A 22,592-nucleotide genomic window follows, 5' to 3' on the forward strand; every position below is an offset into this window, starting at 1 on the left:
ATCTACTGGACCGGGTGGGACACCAACTGGAAGCTGTTCGTGGTGATCGCGTTCGGCTACCTGCTGCTGGCCGTGCACGAGACGGTCGCCAAGGGCCGCACGTCGCGGCTGGACTTCCGGCACGGGTGGTGGGTGCTGGTGTGGTTCGCCGGCCTCGCGGTGATCAGCTACCTCGGCGACTACCCCGAGCAGAGCGAGCACGCCGGCAACCTCGGGGTGCTCGACTTCGACCTCGGCGCCGTGGCCTCGCTCGTGCTGACCGTGCTGGTCATGGTGCTCGCCCTGCGCAACCCGCTGCCCGCCGAACGCGTCCGCGCGATCCTTGCCGAACGCGTCGACGACGAGGCTCCCGACGTGCCGTGATCTCCCAGGAGGAACGATGCTTCCGGACAAGGACCGCCGGGCACTCCGGGCGATCGAAGACGAACTGAGGTCGACCGATCCGCTCTTCGCCGAAACGCTTTCCGGTGCCCGGATGGCTCAGGCCGCACGCTGGAAGGCGATCCTGATCCTCGCCGACGTCACCGCGGTCCTGCTGGTGGTGCTGGGAATCTTCGCTCAGCAGGGCTGGGCGGTCTTCTGGGGCATCATCGGCGGCGGCACCCTGTTCTGGGTCCACGTCGCGCGGAAGAACGCGGCGCGCCGGTCGTCATGACCGGCACGCCAGCGGCGCGAAGACGTCGGCGGCGGGGCTGCGAGGCCTGACCTTGGCCGACACGGTCGCCGTTCCGGCGTGCTCGAACGTGAACGTGATCGCCAGGTTCGTCCCGGCGACGTCGTGCCGGAGCCCGTGCAGTTCCACGTAATAGGGACTGTGCCGGAAGTCCCGTGTGCCGGTCGGCGCCGGAACGAGCCCGCCGGCGGTGATGGGGAGACGGTCGACCTGTTCCGCCGTTCCGTCGCAGCCGCGGTCCCAGTGGATCGACGCCGAGCCGGCCAGTTCGCTCGAAACACCGGTCAGCGCATCGGGTTCCGTGCCACGGTTCACCAGAGTCAGCCTGACGACGGCGTCCTGCCCGGCCTGGTACTGATCTGTCGCCGGTGGCATGACGAAGACGTTGAGGAGCGAGATCGGGCCGAGCTCCACGTTGCTGCCCAACGTCTGCAGCGGCTTGTTCACCGCGGGGTTCGGCGCACGGACCCGGCCCGTCTCGCCCTGGTCCGGGGCCGGCCGGTCACTCGGTGAACACCCGGCAGTCACCAGAACAGCAGCCGCGACCGCGGCGAAGATCATCCTTCGGCACATTTCCGCTCCCTGACGCTTCGATCGGCATGTGCTCGACGAATACCCGCGACGGACCCCCGCAGAGCCGCACGAAGCTTGCGATCCCGTCAGGTTCGGTGTCACCGCTACCACCACGGGTACCTTGGGGGCCAAGCCGAACTTCAGCGCCGCGGCGGGTACCGCGTCACCGGTACCGGCCGCGGCCGCGCGGGAGCACGACCGGGAACGCAGCCGGGCTGACGACGCCGCACCGGCCGTGGCCGCGGCGGCGCCGGGGACGGCCGGTTGGCCCAGGCGTCGAACACGGGCACGAGCGCGGCCGGCACCAGGACGACCACGCCGGCGACCGGCTGGGCCAAGGCGATGAGCAGCGCGGCAACACAGACCAGCGGCACTGCCGCCAGCAGGCACCACGGATCGATCCGGCCGAAGCGGGCACGCCGGCGGCTCACCGCACACCACCCCGGCGCACCAGAGCGGCCCGAACTGTTGCCGTTGCCAACACTTGCCGTTCAGCTCCCCTCACCGCCGCGCGTGCGGCACAATGGAACCCATGACCCGCACGGAACCAGGCGACGATGTCGACACCCTCACCGACGCAGTGCTCACGGCATCCCGCCTGCTGGTCGGCATCTCGGTCAGCTCGATCAGCACGGCCGAGGACTCGTTGACGCTGCCGCAGTTCCGGCTGCTGGTCGTGCTGCACACCCGGGGCCCGCTCAAGCACGCCGACCTCGCCGACTTCCTGGGCGTCACCCCGTCCACGGCGAGCCGCATGGTCGACCGGATGGTCACGGCCGGCTTCGTCGACCGGCAGAACAGCCCGGTGTCGCGGCGCGAGATCGTCCTCGAACTCACTCGTGAGGGCGCTCGGATCGTCCGCAAGGTAACCGCGCGCCGGCGCAAAGAGATCGCCAAGATCGTCGCGAAGATGGCCGAAGGGCACCGGCAGCGGCTCGTCGACGCCCTCACCGCGTTCACCGAAGCCGGCGGCGAACCGCCCGTCGACGCGGCCCCGAAGCGATCTGGGGCTGACGCGGACACGTCCGCGAGGATCCCTGCGCTCACCGTCGCACTCTCGCCGCCAGACACAGCGCTCCGGCAGGCCGCAGGGCGAGCATGACCAGACCAGTGACGAGGTCGCTGACTGTCGTCTCCGGAGCCGGCGTCCCGACGTTGTACCCGAGGGCGAACGGCGCCATGACGAGCCACGCACCGATCAGCAGGCGCGCCACGTTGCCCGCCCGGCCCACGCTCACATCGATCAGCGAGAGCGCCCCGAGCACCACGAGGGCCGCACCGGCCAAGACATCGTTCCAGTAGCCGTTGAAGCCGTCGCCGGTGCGGGTTTGGTCGAGCACAAACGGCGACAGGGCCAGCCACGTCCCCGCGAGGAACGTCAACGCGTTCACCGTGGCGAACACGAGGCTGCCCTGCAACGCCTGCCCCGGACGCCGGTCGCGCAGCGCGCGCCGCTCGTCGGTGCCAGTACTCATCGCTCACTCACCCTCCCGCCGGTCGGTGCTTCCCCCACTCTGACTCACAACCGCCCTCAGGCACCTGACGATCACCTTGCGATCCGACACGAGCACGATATTTCGACAAGGTAACAGTTGCTCTGCCCAATGCTTGTGCTCGTGAGACGGGGGTAGCCGAAGCCCGACCATCGAACCGGGCGGTGAACCATGACGAACGAGACACTGCGTCAGCACCCCGACGAGACCGCGCTGACCACGTACCTGTGCGCGATCGCCGCCGAACTCGGACTGTCACCGGATGACACCGACTGTGAAGCGACCGATGTGACCTGCGGTTATGTCGAGTTCGCCGGCCAGTCACCCGACCACCCGTCGCGAGACATGGCACTTACCTGGGATCCGGCGAACGGCTGGCAGATCGCCACCACGGACGGCACTTCCAGCTCGCTGTGCGTGATCGCCACGCTCTCGCACGATGCCCGGCCGACACCGCACGCCGTCGCGGTGTTCGTGACCGACACGGTGGCCGCCCTCAGCGACCACGTCGTCCGCCGGACGGGCGCGACCGACCGCCTTACCGACCTGCTCGATCGCCACACTGGCCGGTCCACGAGAAACACACGAAGGAGGTAGGACATGACCCACGAGCCACGACCCACCACGAGGACCGCCGTCGGCGGAGACGGAGCGGAATACTCGTTCTGGCGAGAACACACCCACATCAACCTCAGCCCGGTCGCCGCACCCTCGATCCTCGGGCTGTTCGGGTTCGCCGTGTCCACCTTCATGGTCGCGGCCAACCTGGCGGGCTGGTACGGCGACGACACGACCACACCGCTGGTCCTGGCCCCCTTCGCGTTCACCTTCGGGGGCGTCGCGCAGTTCCTCGCCGCGATGTGGTCCTACCGCGCTCGCGACGCGCTCGCCACCGGCATCCACGGAGCCTGGGGCGCCTTCTGGCTCGCCTACGGCATCTACCAGCTCTTCGTCGGGCTGGGCGGCCTGCCCGGCACCTCGGCGAGCCCGGTCGCGGCAACCGCGTTCGGCTTCTGGTTCATCGGGCTGGCCGCGGTCACCTGGACCGGTACCTTCGCCGCGTTCGCCGAGAACGGCGCCGTCGGGCTGGTCCTGCTCACGCTGGCCACCGGCTCGACGCTGCTGGCTATCTCCCTGATCGCCGGCGTCGCCATCCTCGAGACGATCGCCGCGTACTTCCTGCTCGCCTCGGCCGCCCTGGCGTGGTACACCGCGAGCGCGATGGTGCTCGAAGCCGCCTACCGGCGCGTCGTGCTGCCGATGGGCAAGCTGGGACCCGCGCCGAACGCGCCCGGCCGGGCCACGTCTCGCGCGATCCAGTTCGAGCTCGGCGAGCCCGGCATCAAGGTGGGTCAGTAGCCCGAGCCGTGAGATAACGCGGATCCGGCGCCGGCAGCTCCTGCTCCGGGACCCCGGCCAGCAGGAGCTGCATGGCGTCGAAGTAGGGCGGTGCGGCAACCGTGCCACCGAACGCGCCGTGCGCGCAGCTGCCCAGGTGGACCGGCGGGCCCGGGCAGAGGGTGCTCTGGTCCGGACCGTCCGCGAAAACCATGGACGACACGGCATAGTCGTTGACCCCGCCGACGAAAGCGACTGACCGGTTGTGCTGTGTGGTACCGGTCTTGCCGAAGTCCGGCCGGTTCCAGCCCGCGGCTCGCGCGGCTGCTGCCGACGTGCCCGAGCGAGTGTCCTGGCTCAGCCCGGACAGCAGCGTGTCGGCGATTCCCACCGAGATCGCCCGCGCGCAGGGTTGCCGACGCACTGGAACGGCCCGGCCGTGGCGATCGGTCACCGAGAGGATCGGGTTCGGCGGGCACCACACGCCCCCGCTCATCAGCGTGGCGGAAACGTTCGCCATCTCCAGCGGGCTGTTGCCCAAGGTGAAGGACAACAGGCCCTGGAAGTATTCGGACTGCGGCTGGTTCCGTTGTGGGTCGGGCGATTTCGGAGCCGGAGCCTCACCCACGTCGTTGCTGGCCAAGGTCTTGCGCAAGCCGAGCCGTTTTGCCATGTCGATGACGGCGGGAACACCGACTTCCGACTCCAGCCCGACGAACGCGACGTTCGGCGAGGTCGCGAGTCCCCGGGCCAGCGTGATCGGATCCGGGTAGTCCCCCGAATTGTGGACGCGGTAGCAGGCACCGCCCCGCGTTGCGCCGGGCGGCGCGAAACAGCGGCTGTCCGGATTGGACAACGGCGTCTCGAGACCGGCTTGACCGCCTTCGAGCGCCGCCGCCGCGGTGAAGATCTTGAACGCCGACCCGGCGCCGAACTTGTCGCTGACGTCGGCGACGATGTTCGTCGCCCGCTCGCCGCGGCCGGCATCCGCCCCGAAGGAACGATTGGCGACCATCGCGAGCACCTCGTGGCTCTGCTCCCCCGGCCGGATGACGGCGAAGGTGTTGGCCACCCCGGGTTGCGCGGCGGGCACGTTGTCCTCGACCGCTTCCCGGGTCACGCGGGCGACCCGGGAGTCCATAGTGGTCTTGATCGTGTAGCCGCCGGTGGCGAGCTGGTCCGCGGTGAATCCGGCTTCTTGCAGGTAGCTCAAGGCGTAGTCGCAGAAGAATCCGGCGTCCGGCGCGGCACCCATGCACGTCCCCGGCGGCGTCACCGGTCCGTGCGGGAGCACGCCGAGCGGAGTGGCCTTCGCGGGCCCGGCCGCGGCCGGGGGCAACGAGCCCGCCGCCACCATGTCGTCGATGACGAGGTTACGCCGGGCGAGCGCGGCATCCGGGTGGGAATACGGGTTGTACGCGCTGGGGTTGTTGACCATTCCGGCCAGCAACGCGGCCTGCGGAACGGTCAGCTCGGCCGCTGTCCTGCCGAAGTAGCCCTTGGCGGCCGCGCCGACGCCGTAGACCTGGCCACTGAACTGAACGACGTTGAGGTAGCCGGCCAGGATCTGGTCCTTGGACAGCCGCTGTGTCAGCTGCACGGCCATCTTGGCTTCGCGCAGTTTGCGCGCGATCGTGTCCCGCCGATCTTCCTGCTGCGCGGCCGGATCGCGCCGGTGCACCACGTGGATGAGGTAGTTCTTGACGTACTGCTGCGTGATGGTGGAGGCGCCTTGGCGCGGTCCGCCGGTGGCGTTGTTGATCACCGCTCGCAGGATGGCGCGGGGGTCCACCGCGCCTCGTCGTAGAAGCCGCGGTCCTCGACCGCGATGATGGCGGCCTTCAGGGTCGTGGCGATCTGCCGCGCGGTCACGGGAAGCCGGTACTGCTCGTACAGCGTCGCAATCGGCTTTCCGTCGCGGTCGGTCACCGTGGTCGCCAATGGCGGAGCGACCGAAGCCAGGTCCGCGGTCACGGCGTCGACCGAGTCACTGACCTGGTTGGACACCAGACCCGCGCCGAGCGCGGCCGGCGCGGCGATGCCCGCCACGAGAACCCCGGCGAGCACGCACAGTGTGAGGAACCGGCTGAACCTGCCAGGACGCATCATCCGCTTCAGGCCGAGCGGCTCGCCCGGGACCAGATCGACGAGGTCGACGCCAGCTGCTCCGCCTCGGCCGCCGCGCGGTTGTGTCTGGCAGCGGCGTCCGGATCGCCGTCGTCCAGTGCGGACACGGCGGCTGCCCGCGCATGGCAGGCCTCCGCGCGGCGGGCCGCGGCGTGCGCGCGATCGATCGCGTCGACCCACTCCGGCGAGTGGCGCCCGTGACGGCCGGCCTCGGCTCGCGCTTCGGCGGCCAGCGCCAGCTCGTCGTACGCCATGGCGTGCAGCTCGGCGATGCGCGCCCAGGACTGGTGATCACCCTCCGGCGAGACGGTGGACGAGCGGATTCGCTCGGCGTGCTGGCGCAGCCGCAAGACGTCAGGGTTTCCGTCCGGGATCACCGGTACCGGCAGTTCGGCCACGCGCTCGGATCGACCGCGGACAGCACTGATCGTCACTGTGTCATCACCTTCTCGTCTGATGTCGCACAACTCCCCTCGACCACCCTGACACAGCCGGGCCGCCGGCCAACTGACGAACGCCTTACGATTGACGCACCGCCCTCAACAGTTCGCTCAACCAACATTTGCATTCCGCGGTTGCTATCGTCGAAGCATGTCGACGCGCCTGCTGCTGGTCGAAGACGACGCACTGATCGGCGAAGCCCTCGAACTCGCGCTCGCGGACGAAGGCTTCTCCGTGGTGCGCGCCGAGACCGGCGAAGATGCCCTCGACCTGCTCGGGAACACGACCGTGGACGTGGCTCTGCTGGACCTGATGCTGCCGGGCATCGACGGCCTGACCGTGTGCCGGAGGCTGCGGGACCGCGGCGACCTGCCGATCATCGTCATCACGGCACGCACGGGCACCCGGGACGTCATCGCCGGTCTCGAAGCGGGAGCGGACGACTACGTCACGAAGCCACTCGTCGCCGGCGAGCTCGCGGCGCGCATCCGCGCTCTGCTGCGGCGGACCGCGCCGGCACGGCCCACCCGGTTCACGATCGGTGGCTTGGAGATCCGGCCGGACGAAGAGTCCGTCCAGCGCGACGGGAAAGCCATCCACCTCACCCGGACCGAGTTCCGGCTGCTGTCCGAGCTCGCCGCCGCCGACGGTAAGGTGGTGACCCGGGAGCAGCTGCTGCAGCGGGTCTGGGGACATGACTACTTCGGCGACACGCGCTTGCTGGACGTGCACGTCCGCCGGCTGCGCCGCAAGATCGAGCCTGACCCGGACGAACCCAGTGTGGTGCTGACCGTGCGTGCCAGCGGGTACCGCGTCACCCCGGAACCATGACGGCCACGGCGCACCGGAGAACGCGCGCCGGTCTGCGGCGGTTGTCGTTGCGCTGGCGGGTGTCGATCGCGTTCGGGCTCGGGCTCGCCCTGGTCATGAGCGTGCTGGGGGTCGCGACGTGGCATCTCACAACCGGCTACATGCTCAACCAGCGGGAACAGAGCGCCACCCGTCAGGCGGAGGTCAACGTCCGGCTGATCACCGCCTCGCTGCAGCGGCACTCGACCGGCCTCGGCGACCTGCTGACTGGGCTCGCCACCGGCCCCGACTCCACGATTCTCGTCTCCCGTCCCACCGGCTGGCTCAGCAGCGGTCGCCCGGTCGAGCCCGCGGCCCTGCCCAGCGGCTTGCTGGAGGCGGCCCGGAACGGAGTCACCGCGCGCCAGCGATTCACCGCGCACGGCCTACCGGTCCTGGGCGTCGCCATGCCGATCGGCGTCGAGGGCAGCCTCTACGTCGAGCTCTACCCGCTCGTCGAACTGGACCGGACCTTCCGCTTCCTCAGCACCCTCCTCGTCGCCGGGACCGTGCTGTCCGCCTTTTTCGGGGCCGCGCTCGGTGCCTGGACCAGCCGACGCGCCCTCCGTCCGCTGACCGCCCTCACGGCCGCGGCTTCCCGGGTCGCACGCGGTGATCTCAGCGCGCGACTGCCTGAGCAGACCGACCCGGACCTGGCGCCCTTGGCCGGCAGCTTCAACACGACCGCCGCCGCGCTCGAAAACCGGGTCCGGCGGGACGCCCGGTTCACCGCGGACGTCAGCCACGAGCTGCGATCGCCGCTCACGACGATGGTCAACGTCGGCGAGGTGCTCGAACGGCGTCGTGACGCGATGCCCGCCGCCGCGCAGCAAGCCCTGCGGCTGCTGCTGTCCGAGCTGCACCGGTTCCGGCGCATGGTGGTCGACCTGCTGGAGATCTCGGTCGCCGAGCATGACGACGTCACCGAAAGCACCGAACTGGTCGACCTCGGTGACCTCGCCCGCAATGTGGTCGCCAGCCGCCCGGACAGCGCGGTGCCGGTGCAGATGTCGCTGGGCGACAACCCTGAACCACCACTTGTCCGGGTGGACCGCCGCCGGCTCGACCGCGTGGTCGCGAACCTGCTCGACAACGCCGATCGCTACGGCGGCGGACCAGTTGCCATCACGATCAGCCGCGCGGACGGACGCGCGCGGCTGGAGGTCGACGACGCCGGCCCTGGTGTCCCGCCGGCGTTGCGCGAACGGATCTTCGAGCGCTTCGCCCGTGGGCTGCACAGCGGACGCCGCAGTCACGACGCGGGCAGCGGTCTCGGCCTGGCCATCGTCGCCGACCACGTCCACCGCCACGGCGGCGACGTCCACGTCGAAGACCGCCCGGGTGGTGGAGCGCGATTCGTCGTCGAACTGCCGGAGGTCACATGAAACCGCTGTTCTGCGCCGCCGCGGCAACGGCCTTGTTCGGGCTGGCCGGCTGCGGCGTCAGCGTCGAAGACGAACCCACCGCCGTCACGACCCCAGTGCCGACGGCGACTCCGACCTTCACGAGCAAACCGGCGTCACCGACGCCGTGCCCGCCGCCGTCCGGATCGTCAGCCAGTCGTCAGGTCCAGCCGGCGCCGCCGACCTCACAATGAACGTGAGGTCGTCAGGAGGGAGCTCGATGACTGTAGAGAGCCACCAGGCCGAAGACATCATCGTCGAAGTCAGCGACTGGCTGAGCGGCGAGTTCGCGTCACGCCTGCCGGAGGACGTCATCGCGGACATCGTCCGAGGAGCACGTGCCGACCTGCAAGGGCAGATCGTCCCCGAGTCGCTCGGCGAGTTGCTTCACCGGCTGGCGCGCTTCCGGGTCCTTCGCACGATCGGCAGCCGCTGAGGGGTTCCGTCAACGCGGCGCCTCGCCGGGGCAGCGCCGCCAGCGGACCACGCCGTCGACGCAGGTCGCGCGCCAGACCGGAGCGGTCGACTGGCATTCCCAGGTCGTCAGGAGCGGGCCCGCCGATGCGCGGCCGCGCACCACGCTGCCGAAAACCCGCATCGGGTCATGTCTGCCCGCGACACGCATCCAGGACGGACATACCGCGTCGGGCAACCTGCGCTCGACCCACGCTCGTGCGGCCCCTTGGCTGGTGTGTTCGGATTCGACGACGCAGGCGAAGGTTTCGCCGTCGTCGGTGACGAGCTTGATCGACGCTCTCCAGCGAAGCGGCCGGACACAGCGTCGGCACGGTTCGAACACCTCGTCCATGGCTGTCATAGTCGCCGAGAAAGGCGTTGCCGAGCGGGATGTTGACGAAACTCACGCGGGTTCGTCAGGAAATCGTCAGGTGGCGAAACGTTTCACGACGCGGGCATCCGGCAATTCTCAGGACAAGGGGGTGCCGTTTTCGTGTGTGACGCGGGAGGCGAGATGACACGAACGAAACCCGCATGCCTGGCACTGCTCGTCGCTCCAGTGGTCCTGATGGTGTCCGCCTGTGGGGGCGGTAGCCCCACACCGGCAGCGAGCAGCTCGGCCCCCTCGCCCGCCGAACCCACGCCGCTCGCCACCGCGACAACAGCGTCGTCAAGCAGTTCTCAGCCGACCCCGTCCAGGACGGCGACGGAGACCGGCACAGGTCTGTGTAAAGCCGGCGACGTCGCGCTCAGCCTGGGCCAGGGCGATGCCGCTGCCGGATCGGTGTACCGGCCGCTGCTCATCAGGAACGTCAGTGCAAGACCTTGTGTCATGCAGGGCTTTCCCGGAGTTTCGTACGTGGCAGGCGACGACGGTCACCAGGTCGGCGAAGCCGCCTTCCGCGAAGGCGCCAAAGGCGCGCCGGTGACCCTGGCCCCCGGCGCGACCGCGGCCGCCGACATCCAGTTCGTCAACGTGCACAACTACGACCCGGCGGCCTGCCGGCCGACGCCGGTCCGAGGCTTGCGCATCTACTTACCGCAAGAAACCGCGTCGAACTTCGTCCCCGCACCCGGTACCGGCTGCGCCGGGACGGCGGTTCCCGACCACCAGCTTTCGGTCAAGGCGGTCCGTCCCGTTTGAGGTTTTCAGTCGGCAGCCCGGGTGAGACCGGCGCCTCCTGGACGATTGGCTCGACGGCAGGGCGCAGTTACCCACGCTCGGCCGACTTCGCGACGATGCCGGCCATCAGCTCGCGATCGCGTTCGACACGCCCTCCCGCAGGCTTCCGGTGTCCGGATTCTCGGCCTGGGCATCAGCTACCGCGTCGGGTGAATGACTCATCCGCCGTACGTAGCCCGTCCGGAACCCGCCGGGGCGTCGGTTTCCTACGTGGCGTTTTCGGCGAGGATCGCGGTCAGGTCGATGCCTCCGTCGACGACAGAACCGGCGAGGTCGGTCAGTCGCAGATGCCGGGCGCGTGCATAAGTCCGCAGCCGGGCGAACGCGTCGTCCGTCGAGATCCCGCCGCGCTCGGCGAGCACGCCTTTGGCCTGCTCGATCACGACCCGGCTGTGCAGCGCGGTCTGCAGCTGGCCGGCCAGGACGTCCCGCTGTTCGATGGTGCGGTGCTGGAGGATCCCGATGGTCGCTACGTCGGCGAGAGCCTGGCCGAGGTCGATGTCTTCCGGCTCCGGTGCACCGGGCTCGACATCGAGCAAGGTCAGTACACCGATGATCTGGTCACGCAAGCGCATCGGCAGGGCATGCGCTGCTCGGAACCCGCACTCACGGGCGGCGGCGGTGAACCGCGGCCACCGGCTCGTCTCGGTCGTCAGGTCGGTGCAGAACACCGGCCGGCCGGACCGGACGCAGTCGATGCAGGGCCCGTCCTCGGTCTCCACCGCGAACAACTCCAGCAGTTCGGCTCGCTGGGACGAGGTGGCCACCAACCGGAAGCCCCCTCGGGGTCGACCAGGATGACGCCGGTCGCGGCCACCCCGAGCAGGCCCGGGCACTGCTCAGTGAGCATGTCGAGGAAGTCGACGACGTCGAAGTCGGCGACCAGGGTGTCGGCGAGCCGGACGAACGCACGCGAGACGCGCGCTTTCCCGCTCGCCCACCGCCGGGCCCGAGCCGTCTGCCATACGTCAACTCCGCGCGAGTCCTGTGTCGTGCTCCTGTCGGCACCAGAATGCCCGGACCCGGCCTCCGGGAACCATCAGGGGGCGCCGACGCCCGTCGAGCGGGTCGGGACGGCTGGGCCTAGGGTGAGTAACCCTGAGGCGAGACGGGAGTGGCGCCGTGAGCAACGATCGGCGGCAGCACCTGCGCCGGTTGCTCGCCGCCGACGGTCAGGCAGACCTGCGCGTCGACCGGATCTGCGACGCCTGCGTCACGGCCCTCGACATCTCCGGCGCGGGCGTCACGGTCCTCAGCAAGGCCCCTGGTAGCGGAAGCGAACACCACCGCGGGCTGGTCCACGCCAGCGACCCCGTCAGCGCCCGGCTCGAAGACCTGCAGCTCACCGTGGGCGAAGGTCCCTGTGTGGACGCCTTCGCCACCGGCGGCCCGATCCTGGTGCCCGACCTGGCCGCCGCTCTCTCACGGTGGCCGGCGTTCGGCTCGGGCGCGGCCGGGCTCGGTGCCGCGGCGGTGTTCTCCTTTCCGCTGCAGGTCGGTGTGGTCCGACTCGGCTCACTCGACCTCTACCGCGATCGCCCGGGCTTGCTCACCCACGAGCAGGTGACCGACGCGCTGCTGCTGGCCGACCTGGCCACCCAGGCGGTCGTCGACCAGCTCGACGGGCACGCCACCAGCGACCTGACCTGGCTGGCCGACTCGCACGTCGAAATTCACCAAGCCGTCGGCATGGTGAAGATCCAGCTCGACGCCACCACGGACGTGGCCCTGCTGCGGCTTCGCGGGTACGCCTTCAGCCAGGGGCTGACGCTGAGCCACGTCGCCCGCCAGGTGGTGGCCCGCACGCTCCGGTTCACCCCGACCGAGGAACCTGCATGATGGTCTGTGACGAAAGGCGAGTGGCATGAACACGACCCCGGACCAGCGGCTGGCCCGCACCTTCGTCACGCTCGCCGACACCCTGGTCGCCGACTTCGACGTCCTGGACTTCCTCGCCGTGCTCGCCGAGCGCTCGGTCGAGCACCTTGCCGTTGACGCCGCCGGCGTCATCCTGTCCGACCAGCGCGGCGGCTGGCGCCCGGCCGCGGGCTCGTCCGAGCGCGCCGACCTCGTCGAGCTTTTCGCCGCGCAGACGCGGCAAGGCCCGTGCTTCGACTGCCTCGCCGTCGGCGAGGCGGTCACCAGCGCCGACCTGAGCGCGCCCTCGCAGCTGCGCCGCTGGCCGCGGTTCGCGCCGGCGGCGCTGGACGCCGGGTTCCGCGCGGCCTCGGCGGTGCCGATGCGGCTGCGCGACCAGACCATCGGCGCGCTGACCCTGCTCAACCACGACCCGGTGGAGCTGAACGCCGACACGATCGCCGTCGGGCAGGCCCTGGCGGACGTGGCCACGATCGGGATCCTGCACCACCGCGCCGCCGGACGCGGCGAGCTGCTCGCCGAGCAGCTCGAGGCCACCTTGCAGCACCGGATCGTCGTCGAACAGGCCAAAGGCGTCCTCGCCGAGTACGGCGGCCTCGAGATGCACGACGCCTTCACCCTGCTGCGCGAATACGCCCACGAACGGCAGCGGCGCTTGTCCGATGTCGCCCGCGACCTCGCCGAAGGCACCCTGCGCGCCGACGAGATCACGGCTGGTCGCATCGGATGACGCGCCGCTCGTGACGCGTTACGCTGTGATCACCGCGCCGAGAGGGCCCAGACCACGCGCTCGCGACGATCACCGTTCGACAGCCGGCCCGCTTCGCTGGGCCGGTGCGCAGGAGCTGATCGTGGACCACTCCGAATATCGCGATGTCATCAGACCACACCCCGAAATCCGTCTTTCCCCGTCGCCGCTGCGGCTCACCACGACCCGGCAACGAGATGCCGTCATCCTCACCGCGGCCGGAGAGATCGACGTCTCCACCATCCGTTTCCTGAGCGATGCGCTGGCCGACGCCATCGCCCAGAGGCCACCCCTGCTCGTCGTGGACCTGACTCCGGCCACCTTCCTCGCCTGCTCCGGCCTGACGGTCCTGATGGCGGCGCACCACCTCGCCGGCGCCCGGACCCGCTTCGCCGTGGTCGCCGGTTCGCGGCCCTCGTGGCGGCCCATGCACCTCACGGGCGTGGACCGGCTGCTGACCGTGCTCAAGCAGCTCGACGACGCGCTGCTCAACGCTGCCCCGATGGTGGTGCGGACGGTGGTCGCGGACGCCGCGATCCTGGTGACCGCCACGGGCCGGGCGCAAGCCGGCTCCGGCGCGGAGCTGAGGCGGGAACTCCGGCAAGCATGCGAGCTGTCCCGCGGCATCGTCCTGCTCGACGTGCAGCCCTGCACCCTTCCCAACGCCGAGATCGTCCGCAGCGTGCAGGCCGCGGTCCAGGACGGAGCGCGCCACTGCGGCGTACGTGTCCTGACTGCCGACGAAAGCCTGCGGGCAGCACTGGACGCCGCGGGCATCACGCACTGCGTCTCGGCCGGGCCGAGCCGGTGATCGGCATGGCGACCCGGCACACAACCGAACCACCGTGGATCCGGTGCCCCGAAGTCAGCGACGCCGACCGCATCCTCGACATGGTGTACGTCGTCGCCCGGCGCACCGGCCGCTCGCCGAAGGCGTCCGCTCGTCTGTGCACACGTCTGGTCTCCGAGCTGGCCACCTCGACAACCCTCGCGGTGTCCGCGCCCGGCAGCCGGCAGGCAGCCGCGCGGCACGTCCGGGTCGCCGTGGCGACCGCGCTGCGCGTTCGGAGCCGCCGCTGTGACACGAAGGTGTTCGACGACGCGCTGGCCGAAGCTGTCGCCCGTGACGAGCTCGCGCTGCTGCCACCCCGCCAGCGGTTCACCGTCTGGTCGATCGCAGTGAGCCACCGGCAGGTCGCCGAGGTCGTCGCGCAGACCGGCTGGACGCGCTCCCAGGTCCTGCGTCTGCTCAACGCCGGGTTGTCGACGATCACCAGATGGGGCACGAAACCGGTTTGACGGGAGCGCGGCCGGGAATCCGGTTCCGGTAGTGAGTGGCCGCCCCAGTCCCCGGTGCCGCAGGACTCGGGAAGGACTCGCATGACTGTGTCTGCTGCGCGCGACGACGCCGGTCTCCGGGCCACGTCACGCAACGACTTCGGTGCCCTGGGCCGCCTTGTCCGGGGCGAGGGTCTGCTTGAACGCCGCTATGGCTACTACGCCGCGAAAATCAGCCTGACGTTGCTTGTCTTCGCCGGCGGCTGCGCCCTGTTCGCCATGGTGGGGGACTCGTGGTGGCAGCTGCTCACGGCGGCGTTCTTCGCCGTGATGTTCGCGCAGGTGGCGTTCCTGGGTCACGATGCCGGGCACAACCAGATCTTCCGCACCGGCCGCGCGAACGACCGCGCCGGCTACGCGTTGGGCGGGATCATCGGGATGAGCTACGGCTGGTGGATGGGCAACCACACCCGGCACCACGCCAACCCCAACCACGAAGGCGACGACCCCGACATCGACATCCCGTTGCTGGCCTTCACCCATGGGCAGGTCGAGGAGAAGAACGGGTTCGTGCGCTGGACGTCCCGGCATCAAGCAGCCTTTTTCTTCCCGTTGCTGCTGCTGGAAGGACTGAGTCTGCACTGGGCGGGGATCCAGGCGGTGTGGCACAACGAGGTCAAGCACCGCCGGCTCGAAGCGGTCCTGCTGGCCGCGCATTTCGGGCTCTACCTCGGCGCGGTGTTCGTCGTGCTCTCCCCGCCGGTGGCGCTGGCGTTCATCGCCGTGCACCAGGGGTTGTGGGGTGTCTACATGGGCTGCTCGTTCGCACCGGGACACAAGGGCATGCCGACCTACACCGACAAGACCCAGCTCGACTTCCTGCGCAAGCAGGTGCTCACCAGCCGCAACGTCCGCGGCCGCCGGTGGGTCGACTTCGCCCTCGGCGGGCTGAACCACCAGATCGAGCACCACCTGTTCCCCAGCATGCCGCGGCCCAACCTGCGCCGGGCGCAGCCCGTGATCCGCGGGTTCTGCGCGGACCGCGGGATCGACTACGCGCAGTGCGGGCTGCTGAAGACGTACTACCACGTCCTGCACCACCTGCACGAGGTCAGTGCACCGCTCCGCACCGGCCCGGCACGGACTCCGATGAGGGCGGTGCCTGGCGGCTCAGCCCGGTCGGGGCCGGGAGGAGCTTGAGATGGCGTTGGACGACCGAGCCACTGACCAATGCGGTGGTGCGCCCGCCCCGCCACCCGGCCGAGGCACCTTGTCTCCCGTTTCACCCGGCGCTACCCCCTTAGAGAACGGACCGTTCACTAGAGGGGTGAGTTCGCCATCGTGTCCAAGCGACCGGCGGCTCCGCTCGGAGCACAGCCGGACCCCGTCCGACCACTGACGAGCTTCGGGCGGACGGATGTGGCCACGGCCGGCGGCAAAGGAGCCAACCTGGGCGAGCTCATCCACGCCGGCCTGCCCGTTCCCGACGGATTCGTCGTCACGACCGACGCGTACGCAGCAGTCGTCGATGGCCTCAACTTGTCCGGCACAAGTGAGCCGGCGCGCGACGTCGTCGAGGCAGCCGCTGTGCCGCCCCTGCTGCGTGCGTCGATCATCACCGCCTACGCCGAACTCGGGGGTGGTGCGGTGGCCGTGCGGTCGAGCGCGACCGCCGAGGATCTGCCCGGCGCCGCCTTCGCCGGCCAGCAGGACACCTACCTCAACATCGTCGGCGAACACGCCCTCGTCGACGCCGTTCGCCGGTGCTGGGGCTCGTTGTGGACCGACCGGGCCATCGCCTACCGCGCCCGCCTGGGTATCGACTCGGCACAGGTGCGCATCGCCGTGGTCGTCCAGCGCATGGTCGCCGCCGACGCGGCGGGGGTGCTGTTCACCGCCGACCCGGTGAGCGGCCGCCGGGATACCGTCGTCGTGGACGCCTCACCCGGGCTGGGTGAGGCCGTCGTGTCCGGCCAGGTCACCCCGGACCACTACGAACTCGACGCGAGCGGGCGGGTCCGTGAGTTCATGCGGGGCCGCCGCGAGGTCGTGCTCCGCGCGGCCGCGGGCGGCGGAGTCGCGCACGCCGCGGGCGAGGAGACCACAGGACCCTCGTTGACCTCGGAGAACCTCGTCGAACTCACCCGGCTGGGCCGGGCGGTCGCCGCTCACTTCGGACGGCCGCAGGACATCGAGTGGGCCGTGCTCGGCGACCGGGTCCAGCTCGTGCAGGCACGCCCCATGACCGCGCTGCCCCCACCCCCGGTGCGGCTCAACCGCGTCCAGCGGCGGCTCGCCTCGGTCCTGCTCGACTACCTGCCCGTGCGGCCGTACCCGATCGACATGAGCACCTGGGTCGCCCACGGCCCGATCGACATGATGGCGCGGATCGCGGCCCGGTTCGGTATCCGGAACGTCTTCGGCGGTGCCTTGCACGAAGACGAATACGGTGTGGTCGACCGGCTCCTGCCGCAGTCCCCCAGGCCCACGGTGGCCGCGCTGCGCAGTCCGTTCCGGTTGGCGGCTCTCGCCCGCCGCTACGACCCGGGCCGCTGGACGGCCGATCGCCGCTTCACCGAGTTCCTCGCCGAAGTCCGCGAACTCGACGCGGCCGACCTGACGTCGCTGCCCTGGCGCCAGCTCGTCGCCATGCCCCGGCAGGCGATGAAGCTGCTGGCGCCGATCCGCGAACTCCGCGTCGATTACCTGCCCGGAACCGGCGTCGCATTGCTCCGGTTGTACCTGGCGCTCCGGTTTCTTCGGAGGGCCGCGCTGTTTCAGGACGTTCTGCTCGGCGCGAACACTCGTACCGCGGACGCGAACCGCGCGCTGGAAGCCCTCGCCGAACGAGCCCGGGAGAACCCGAAGCTGGCCGCGGCGGTCCGCACGGCCGAGCCGGACGCGCTGGCCACGTTTCCCGAGTTCGAGGTCGCTTTGGCCGAGTACCTGGCCGAGTACGGACATCGGGAGACCGTCAGTCCCGTGCTGGTCACGACACCGACCCAGCACGACGCACCGGACGTCGTGCTGGGATTGATCAGCACCCTCGCCGCCAGTACTCCGCGACCGCCCGTCTCCCACGACCCGATGGCCGGCCTGGCCACCCATCCGCTGCTGCGGGACCGGCGACGCCGAGCCCGCGTCGAGCGCTGGATCGGCGCCGCCCGCGCCGGGATCGCGTTCCGCGAAGACAGTCACTTCTACTTCCTGAAGCCGTTGCCCGCCTTGCGCCGGTCGCTGCTGGAGATCGGCGCGCGCCTGCACGACGCGGACGTTCTCGACCGGCCGGAGGACGTGTTCCACCTCAGGCTCGAGGAACTCGAGCCGCTCACCGATCCCACCTCCGCGACCGGCGACCTGCGCACGAAGGTCCGGTCACGTGCTGCCCGGCGCGACGAACTCACCGGCGTCCGGCTGATCGACCCGGCAGCGGTGTTCCCGCCGACCGGCGCCGAGGGTGACGCGCTGGTGTCCGGGACGCCTGCCGGCAGCGGCACCGTGACCGGTCCGGTGCGGGTGATCCGCGAACCGTCGCAGTTCGGTTCGCTCACCACCGGCGACGTCCTCGTCTGCCCGTACACGAATCCCGCGTGGACGCCCCTGTTCGCCCGCGCCGCCGCGGTCGTCGTCGACTCGGGCGGCGCGGCGTCCCACGCCGCCATCGTCGCCCGCGAGTACGGCATCCCGGCGGTCATGGGCACCGGCTCCGGAACCCGCGTCCTCAGCGACGGGCAGCAGGTCGTCGTCAACGGCAGCACCGGCCGCGTGACGGCCGCCCCGCCGGGATGAGCGACCACCGCAGCCGGCCGCGGCGTCGTGGCGAGCGGCTCAACACCGCCATCTTCCAGGCGACGCTGGACGAACTCGCCGAGGTCGGCTACGCGAGACTGACGATGGAGGGGGTCGCCGACCGCGCCGGTGTCGGCAAGGCTTCGCTGTACCGCCGGTGGACCGGACGCATGGAGCTCGTGTTCGACGCCGTCCAGAGCGTCTCTCCCGATCCCGCTGACCCGCCGGACACCGGGTCACTTCGCGGCGACCTGCTCGCGTGGTTGCGCAGCGTCACCCGGCTGCTCGCCGGCCCGGCCGGCGAAGCCCTGCGCGGTCTCGTCGGTGATGCCCTGGCCGACGCGGACCGCACCCAGCACCTGCGGACGTCCTCGCACGGCATCGGCCGCCGGGCGATGACGGAAATCAGCCGCCGAGCCGTCGAGCGCGGCGAAATCCGCCCCGGATCGGTCACGCCCGTCCGGCTGGACGTCGCGCAGGCGATGGTGCGTCACCACTTCCTGTTCCGGGAGCGGGTGATCCCCGACGAAGTCGTCGTCCAAGTCGTCGACGAGGTGGTCATCCCGCTTCTGCGCTCCCCAGCAGCCGACATTGACGACCCGGCGTCGGCCGGCCCCTGAGGTACGGTGCTCGAAGATCGTCCGCACACAGGAGCAGCACCGTGTCAGCCAGCCATTGGGTCAAGGTCCCGGTCGGGCCGCAAAGCCGGCGGTGGAACACCGCACCGGTCGAACGGACGATCCTGGTGGTCGTCCACACGGTGACCGCGCTCAACCGGCTGCAGGACCTGCTGACCGTGTTCGATTCGGACCGGCGCGTCCAGCTCGTCTACACGATCCCCGGCGCTTCCGCGATCGAATCCGGCGTGGAACGCGAACTCGCCCGGCTCGGCGCCGCACTGCTGTCGTGGCAACAGGCCCTCGCCACCGAATTCGACCTGGCAATTTCAGTACACAATAGTGGCAACCTCCATGACATCGCCGCGCCGCTCGCCGTACTGTCCCACGGAATTGGCTACACTAAATACTCCAGCCGGAAGCCGGAAGCCGGAAGCCGGAAGCCGGAAGCCGGAAGCCGGAAGCCGGAAGCCGGAAACCGGAAACCGGAAACCGGAAACCGGGACGTCTATGGTCTCTCCGCCCAGTGGCTCCTCCACGGCGGATCCGTGGTTCCGAGTGCGATCATCCTGTCCCACGAGGCGGAACTTGAGCGCCTGGCTGCCACGGTTCCGGCAGCGACTGCGGCTGCGGTCATCGCCGGTGATCCGTGTTTCGACCGGCTTGCCGCCAGTTACCGATCACGAGACACTTACCGGAAGACACTCGGCGCGGACGCGAACACGAGAATTGTCTTCGTATCATCCACATGGGGGCGCAATTCTCTTTTCGGCCGCTTCCCCGAGCTGATCGCCCGCGTACTCGCCGAACTCGACCTCGACAACCATGTCGTGTGCACGGCCCTTCACCCCAACATCTGGTACGCCCACGGTCCCGCCCAGATCGAACTCTGGCTCGGTGACTGCCTGCGCGCCGGGCTGCGCCTCGTCCCGCCCGCCCGCGGCTGGCAGCAAGCACTGCTCGCGGCCGACGTCGTGCTCGGCGACCACGGCGCGGTCACCGGCTACGCCGCCGCGTTGGGCAAACCCACCCTGCTCGCCACCTTTCCGCAGGACGACGTCGTGGCCCGCTCGGCGATCGGCGCACTCGGCCGGACCACCCCGCACCTGGACCAGCACCGGCCCTTGGCGGTCCAGCTCGACGAGATCATCGCGGCGCCTCACGGCGATGGCGAAGTCCGCCGCCTCGCCACCTCGGTCCCGGACGAGTCGGCTGCCCTGCTTCGCAGCACTTTCTACGGTCTGATGAACCTGCCCGAACCGTCGACCGCGGCCCTGCTCCCCAGCTATCGCGCGGTCGACCTGGCGCCCCTGCGCGACGAAGTCAGGGCTTGGTGGGCCGTCACCGAAGTGCTCGACGAGAACTCCGTCCGGCTCCGTCGGTGGCCCGCCGATGTCACCTCGCCGCGGGGAGGACCGCCGGAGCCGCTGGACGGTCACCTGGTCGTCGCCGACGATCATCCTCGGCGCGACCTCTACGGACTCGCCGCCGTGGTGCTCGCGGCGCCGACCGGCCCGCCGCCGGCCGAGGTGTTCGCGGCCCACCCGGTCTGCCGTCTCGTCGTGCAACGCGTCGACCTCGTGCACTGCCGTGTCGTCACGCGGGCGGGCGGCACAGCGCTCCTGCGCAGTTCGCGCCCCGACGTGGCCGAGGCAGCGGCCGCCGCTCTAGTGTCCTGGGTGGACGCCGGCAAAAGCCTGGACTCACTACCCAAGATCCTGGTGGGACCGCACACCGTCGAACTCACAGCCGGTCGTCAGTGACGAGATCCCGTTCGACGTCGTCCTCGCGGGGATCCCCCAGCTCCGCGAAGTGCTCACGAGCCTGTTCGAGCGCGCGGCGCGCAACTGCCGGATCGGGATGGCTCCTGCCGAACTGGTGCCAGGCGGCGGCCGCTTGACGAGTGAGCCCGTCCGCGGTGAACAGTTCCGCCGCCGCGCGAAGAGCTTCGACCGCGCGCTCGCGAGCGTCGAGCGTGGCTCCGAGCACCAGGAGGCACTTCGCCTGGTTCTCACGCTCGCCGGAGACGGTTTCGAAGTAGGCCAGGGCACGAGCGGCCGCGGCACGGGCCGCTGCCGCGTCATCAGCTTGCCGGTGCGCGCGGGCCCGCTGCAGGTCAAGCAGAGCCCGCATCCGCATGGCCTGCTCAACCGGGATCGCCGCGCCCGACGCGTCCACGACGCGCTCGGACTCGTCGTAATACGCGAACGCCCGCTCGAGGTCGCCTTGTCGGGCGGCCACTTTGCCAAGCCATTCCAGGTTCGACTGCTCCCCCAGGGCGTGCCCGGCCGACCTCGCCGCGGCGAGCGACGATTCGAAGTCGGCGCGGGCCCGTTCGAGATCGCCGACGGCGATCCAGGCCGCACCGCGCTGGTTCGTCAGCTGCATGATCGCCGCCTGGTCACCGGCCCGTTTCGCGGCAGCCAAGCCAATCCTGTGGCTCTCCAGCCATGCCGTGGTGTGCCCGTGCATGTGCAGGAACTTGAAGAGGGCGACGCAGAGCTGCCAGGCGACATCATTCCGTTCCACCAGATCAGCGGCGCCGACGCAGGCGACGACGGTGCGCCACTCCGCCTCGAACCAGCTGATCGCGTCGTCCCTCGCCGGCAACGGCTCCGAGGAGGCGGCCACGGCGGCGAAAACCGGACCGATCCGCCATCGTCCCGACAACGCCGCGTCCCGGAAGGCCGCCTCACGCAGGTACCATTCCGCGACTTCCGCGATGATCGCGTCCCGGACTTCGCTGTCCTCGTCGTCGAAAGCTCGCAGCCGGGCGTGTTCGCGGACGACGGTGTGGAAGGCATAACGGCCGCTTGCGTCGTCGTAGCTCAACAGCGAGGCGTCGACCAGCTCGTCGAGCAGTTCCGTCGCGGACAGGTCGTCGACCCGGCAGCTGATCGCGGCCGCGGCCGGCGTGAAGCTCGCCCCCGGGATGAGCGCCACCCGCCGATACGCTCGGCGGCACGAGTCTTTGAGCCCGTCGTAGGCGAGCTTGAGCGACGACGCGACCGGCTGCGTCACGTCCAGGTCCAGCAGAGCGGCACGGGACCGCCGGACCCTGGCGACCAGCGGTTCGGCCGCCCTGGCCCGGCCGAGCAGGTGGGCCGCGATCAGCCGGATGAGCAGCGGGTGCCCGTCGCAGAGATCGCCGAGCTCGTCGACCAGCTCCGCGTCCAGCTCGCCGGCGGTCGGCCCGAGACTGGCGAGCAGCAGCTGCCTGGCCTCCTGCTCCGGCAAACCGTCCAGGGGAACCGCCAAGAAACCGTGCGGATAGAGCCTTCGCAAGGCGCGGCGGCTGGTCACGAGCACCACGGCGTCGGGCGCCGCGTCCGGGATGAGCGGCTCGACCTGTTCGGCCGCGATCACGTCCTTGACCAGCAGCACGAACCGACGGCCGGCTGCCTTGCGCTGGTAGGTGTGCGCGCGTTCGACGTCCGCGCCGGGGAGATCCGCTTCGGCGAGCCCGAGACCGCGCAGCGCCTGACCCAGCACATCCCCCATCGGGACGGCCTGACCGTCCGCTGCGCTCGCCTGCACTTCCACGTAGGCGCAACCGGGGTCCCGCAGCCGGTCATCGCACACTTCGGCGGCGAGGCTGTAGCTACCCAGGCCCGCTCGGGCGTGTACGCACACCAGGCCGGGCTTCCCGGGATCGCGGTCGGCCACGAGGTGGTCATGGATCAGCTGCCGCGGGGCCGCGCGATCCAGGAACGGGACCGCCCGGCGCGGCCTGCGCCCACCTCCCA

At 70.3% G+C, this 22,592-nt stretch carries 26 protein-coding genes and 1 pseudogene; 17 read left to right on the forward strand and 10 right to left on the reverse strand.

Annotation, left to right across the window (positions count from 1 at the left end; translation table 11 throughout):
* Together M8542_RS48440 and M8542_RS48445 are read left to right on the forward strand one after the other, a co-directional pair.
* Window positions 1-363, forward strand: a pseudogene (locus tag M8542_RS48440) (hypothetical protein); the annotation flags it as partial.
* Between the two features lie 16 nt (window positions 364-379).
* A complete protein-coding gene (locus M8542_RS48445) occupies window positions 380-655 on the forward strand; it encodes a DUF3040 domain-containing protein (RefSeq protein WP_257927213.1) in 276 nt (91 codons plus the stop codon).
* On the opposite strand, the gene M8542_RS50535 is transcribed toward M8542_RS48445, so the two are convergent.
* Together M8542_RS50535 and M8542_RS48455 are read right to left on the reverse strand one after the other, a co-directional pair.
* Entirely contained in the window at window positions 650-1,348 is a 699-nt protein-coding gene (locus M8542_RS50535) for a copper chaperone PCu(A)C (protein ID WP_257927214.1), read from the reverse strand. The two genes, M8542_RS48445 and M8542_RS50535, sit on opposite strands and share 6 nt — an antisense overlap.
* A gap of 38 nt (window positions 1,349-1,386) precedes the next feature.
* Entirely contained in the window at window positions 1,387-1,677 is a 291-nt protein-coding gene (locus M8542_RS48455; RefSeq protein WP_257927215.1) for a hypothetical protein, read from the reverse strand.
* Between the two features lie 101 nt (window positions 1,678-1,778).
* Between M8542_RS48455 and M8542_RS48460 the strand changes: the two genes are divergently transcribed.
* Complete coding sequence (locus tag M8542_RS48460) at window positions 1,779-2,348, forward strand: MarR family winged helix-turn-helix transcriptional regulator (RefSeq protein WP_257927216.1); 570 nt, start codon at window positions 1,779-1,781, stop codon at window positions 2,346-2,348.
* Here the strand turns inward: M8542_RS48460 and M8542_RS48465 are convergent.
* Window positions 2,290-2,721, reverse strand: a complete 432-nt coding sequence (locus M8542_RS48465) for an SPW repeat domain-containing protein (RefSeq protein WP_257927217.1) — start codon at window positions 2,719-2,721, stop codon at window positions 2,290-2,292. The genes M8542_RS48460 and M8542_RS48465 overlap by 59 nt on opposite strands.
* A 189-nt stretch (window positions 2,722-2,910) precedes the next feature.
* Between M8542_RS48465 and M8542_RS48470 the strand changes: the two genes are divergently transcribed.
* On the forward strand, window positions 2,911-3,336 hold the full coding sequence (locus M8542_RS48470) for a DUF6292 family protein (RefSeq protein WP_257927218.1): 426 nt from the start codon (window positions 2,911-2,913) through the stop codon (window positions 3,334-3,336).
* A gap of 3 nt (window positions 3,337-3,339) precedes the next feature.
* Window positions 3,340-4,098, forward strand: coding sequence for an acetate uptake transporter (locus M8542_RS48475; protein ID WP_257927219.1), 759 nt, complete (start codon window positions 3,340-3,342; stop codon window positions 4,096-4,098).
* On the opposite strand, the gene M8542_RS48480 is transcribed toward M8542_RS48475, so the two are convergent.
* From M8542_RS48480 to M8542_RS48490, 3 genes are read right to left on the reverse strand one after another with little or no spacing between them, the layout of a single operon-like run.
* The gene (locus M8542_RS48480; RefSeq protein WP_257927220.1) at window positions 4,082-5,869 is read right to left on the reverse strand and encodes a transglycosylase domain-containing protein; all 1,788 of its coding nucleotides are present in this window, start codon (window positions 5,867-5,869) and stop codon (window positions 4,082-4,084) included. The genes M8542_RS48475 and M8542_RS48480 overlap by 17 nt on opposite strands.
* Window positions 5,839-6,183, reverse strand: a complete 345-nt coding sequence (locus M8542_RS48485; RefSeq protein WP_257927221.1) for a transglycosylase domain-containing protein — start codon at window positions 6,181-6,183, stop codon at window positions 5,839-5,841. Before M8542_RS48485 ends, M8542_RS48480 begins: the two co-directional genes overlap by 31 nt.
* Before the next feature lie 8 nt (window positions 6,184-6,191).
* The gene (locus M8542_RS48490; protein WP_257927222.1) at window positions 6,192-6,638 is read right to left on the reverse strand and encodes a hypothetical protein; all 447 of its coding nucleotides are present in this window, start codon (window positions 6,636-6,638) and stop codon (window positions 6,192-6,194) included.
* 157 nt (window positions 6,639-6,795) lie between these two features.
* Here M8542_RS48490 and M8542_RS48495 point away from each other — a divergent pair, with 157 nt between their 5' ends.
* Entirely contained in the window at window positions 6,796-7,476 is a 681-nt protein-coding gene (locus M8542_RS48495; protein ID WP_257927223.1) for a response regulator, read from the forward strand.
* A complete protein-coding gene (locus M8542_RS48500; RefSeq protein WP_257927224.1) occupies window positions 7,473-8,879 on the forward strand; it encodes a sensor histidine kinase in 1,407 nt (468 codons plus the stop codon). Before M8542_RS48495 ends, M8542_RS48500 begins: the two co-directional genes overlap by 4 nt.
* On the opposite strand, the gene M8542_RS48505 is transcribed toward M8542_RS48500, so the two are convergent.
* Window positions 8,872-9,000 (reverse strand): hypothetical protein, encoded by a 129-nt coding sequence (locus M8542_RS48505; RefSeq protein ID WP_257927225.1) that lies wholly within the window; start codon window positions 8,998-9,000, stop codon window positions 8,872-8,874. The genes M8542_RS48500 and M8542_RS48505 overlap by 8 nt on opposite strands.
* 117 nt (window positions 9,001-9,117) lie before the next feature.
* Here M8542_RS48505 and M8542_RS48510 point away from each other — a divergent pair, with 117 nt between their 5' ends.
* Window positions 9,118-9,333, forward strand: a complete 216-nt coding sequence (locus M8542_RS48510; RefSeq protein WP_257927226.1) for a hypothetical protein — start codon at window positions 9,118-9,120, stop codon at window positions 9,331-9,333.
* Window positions 9,334-9,342: 9 nt separating this feature from the next.
* On the opposite strand, the gene M8542_RS48515 is transcribed toward M8542_RS48510, so the two are convergent.
* Complete coding sequence (locus M8542_RS48515; RefSeq protein WP_257927227.1) at window positions 9,343-9,705, reverse strand: hypothetical protein; 363 nt, start codon at window positions 9,703-9,705, stop codon at window positions 9,343-9,345.
* Window positions 9,706-9,867: 162 nt separating this feature from the next.
* Between M8542_RS48515 and M8542_RS48520 the strand changes: the two genes are divergently transcribed.
* Window positions 9,868-10,497, forward strand: coding sequence for a DUF4232 domain-containing protein (locus tag M8542_RS48520; protein ID WP_257927228.1), 630 nt, complete (start codon window positions 9,868-9,870; stop codon window positions 10,495-10,497).
* A gap of 245 nt (window positions 10,498-10,742) precedes the next feature.
* Here the strand turns inward: M8542_RS48520 and M8542_RS48525 are convergent, their stop codons facing one another.
* Window positions 10,743-11,303 (reverse strand): GAF and ANTAR domain-containing protein, encoded by a 561-nt coding sequence (locus tag M8542_RS48525; protein ID WP_308210346.1) that lies wholly within the window; start codon window positions 11,301-11,303, stop codon window positions 10,743-10,745.
* A gap of 355 nt (window positions 11,304-11,658) precedes the next feature.
* Here M8542_RS48525 and M8542_RS48530 point away from each other — a divergent pair, with 355 nt between their 5' ends.
* From M8542_RS48530 to M8542_RS48565, 8 genes are all read left to right on the forward strand, one after another.
* Window positions 11,659-12,375 (forward strand): GAF and ANTAR domain-containing protein, encoded by a 717-nt coding sequence (locus M8542_RS48530; protein WP_257927229.1) that lies wholly within the window; start codon window positions 11,659-11,661, stop codon window positions 12,373-12,375.
* A gap of 25 nt (window positions 12,376-12,400) precedes the next feature.
* Window positions 12,401-13,144: a GAF and ANTAR domain-containing protein gene (locus M8542_RS48535; protein WP_257927230.1), complete on the forward strand. Its 744-nt coding sequence runs from the start codon at window positions 12,401-12,403 to the stop codon at window positions 13,142-13,144.
* Window positions 13,145-13,265: 121 nt separating this feature from the next.
* Window positions 13,266-13,973, forward strand: a complete 708-nt coding sequence (locus M8542_RS48540) for an STAS domain-containing protein (protein ID WP_257927231.1) — start codon at window positions 13,266-13,268, stop codon at window positions 13,971-13,973.
* Between the two features lie 5 nt (window positions 13,974-13,978).
* Window positions 13,979-14,461: a hypothetical protein gene (locus tag M8542_RS48545; RefSeq protein WP_257927232.1), complete on the forward strand. Its 483-nt coding sequence runs from the start codon at window positions 13,979-13,981 to the stop codon at window positions 14,459-14,461.
* An 81-nt stretch (window positions 14,462-14,542) separates the two neighbouring features.
* The gene (locus tag M8542_RS48550; protein ID WP_257927233.1) at window positions 14,543-15,640 is read left to right on the forward strand and encodes a fatty acid desaturase family protein; all 1,098 of its coding nucleotides are present in this window, start codon (window positions 14,543-14,545) and stop codon (window positions 15,638-15,640) included.
* A 219-nt stretch (window positions 15,641-15,859) separates the two neighbouring features.
* Window positions 15,860-18,229, forward strand: coding sequence for a PEP/pyruvate-binding domain-containing protein (locus M8542_RS48555; RefSeq protein WP_257927234.1), 2,370 nt, complete (start codon window positions 15,860-15,862; stop codon window positions 18,227-18,229).
* Entirely contained in the window at window positions 18,226-18,849 is a 624-nt protein-coding gene (locus M8542_RS48560; protein ID WP_257927235.1) for a TetR/AcrR family transcriptional regulator, read from the forward strand. Before M8542_RS48555 ends, M8542_RS48560 begins: the two co-directional genes overlap by 4 nt.
* Window positions 18,850-18,890: 41 nt before the next feature.
* Entirely contained in the window at window positions 18,891-20,609 is a 1,719-nt protein-coding gene (locus tag M8542_RS48565) for a hypothetical protein (protein WP_257927236.1), read from the forward strand.
* On the opposite strand, the gene M8542_RS48570 is transcribed toward M8542_RS48565, so the two are convergent.
* Window positions 20,590-22,512, reverse strand: a complete 1,923-nt coding sequence (locus tag M8542_RS48570) for an NB-ARC domain-containing protein (protein ID WP_257927237.1) — start codon at window positions 22,510-22,512, stop codon at window positions 20,590-20,592. The two genes, M8542_RS48565 and M8542_RS48570, sit on opposite strands and share 20 nt — an antisense overlap.
* Window positions 22,513-22,592 lie beyond the last annotated feature (80 nt).

The organism is Amycolatopsis iheyensis (assembly GCF_024703995.1).
GTDB classification, from domain to species: Bacteria; Actinomycetota; Actinomycetes; order Mycobacteriales; family Pseudonocardiaceae; genus Amycolatopsis; species Amycolatopsis iheyensis.

Excerpts from the sequence above, each read along its gene's own strand:
- M8542_RS48445 (WP_257927213.1), top strand. The coding sequence starts at position 380 with ATGCTTCCGGACAAGGACCGCCGGGCACTCCGGGCGATCGAAGACGAA.
- M8542_RS48460 (WP_257927216.1), top strand. The coding sequence starts at position 1,779 with ATGACCCGCACGGAACCAGGCGACGATGTCGACACCCTCACCGACGCA.
- M8542_RS48465 (WP_257927217.1), bottom strand. The coding sequence starts at position 2,721 with ATGAGTACTGGCACCGACGAGCGGCGCGCGCTGCGCGACCGGCGTCCG.
- M8542_RS48470 (WP_257927218.1), top strand. The coding sequence starts at position 2,911 with ATGACGAACGAGACACTGCGTCAGCACCCCGACGAGACCGCGCTGACC.
- M8542_RS48475 (WP_257927219.1), top strand. The coding sequence starts at position 3,340 with ATGACCCACGAGCCACGACCCACCACGAGGACCGCCGTCGGCGGAGAC.
- M8542_RS48485 (WP_257927221.1), bottom strand. The coding sequence starts at position 6,183 with ATGCGTCCTGGCAGGTTCAGCCGGTTCCTCACACTGTGCGTGCTCGCC.
- M8542_RS48495 (WP_257927223.1), top strand. The coding sequence starts at position 6,796 with ATGTCGACGCGCCTGCTGCTGGTCGAAGACGACGCACTGATCGGCGAA.
- M8542_RS48500 (WP_257927224.1), top strand. The coding sequence starts at position 7,473 with ATGACGGCCACGGCGCACCGGAGAACGCGCGCCGGTCTGCGGCGGTTG.
- M8542_RS48510 (WP_257927226.1), top strand. The coding sequence starts at position 9,118 with ATGACTGTAGAGAGCCACCAGGCCGAAGACATCATCGTCGAAGTCAGC.
- M8542_RS48515 (WP_257927227.1), bottom strand. The coding sequence starts at position 9,705 with ATGGACGAGGTGTTCGAACCGTGCCGACGCTGTGTCCGGCCGCTTCGC.
- M8542_RS48520 (WP_257927228.1), top strand. The coding sequence starts at position 9,868 with ATGACACGAACGAAACCCGCATGCCTGGCACTGCTCGTCGCTCCAGTG.
- M8542_RS48535 (WP_257927230.1), top strand. The coding sequence starts at position 12,401 with ATGAACACGACCCCGGACCAGCGGCTGGCCCGCACCTTCGTCACGCTC.
- M8542_RS48545 (WP_257927232.1), top strand. The coding sequence starts at position 13,979 with ATGGCGACCCGGCACACAACCGAACCACCGTGGATCCGGTGCCCCGAA.
- M8542_RS48550 (WP_257927233.1), top strand. The coding sequence starts at position 14,543 with ATGACTGTGTCTGCTGCGCGCGACGACGCCGGTCTCCGGGCCACGTCA.
- M8542_RS48560 (WP_257927235.1), top strand. The coding sequence starts at position 18,226 with ATGAGCGACCACCGCAGCCGGCCGCGGCGTCGTGGCGAGCGGCTCAAC.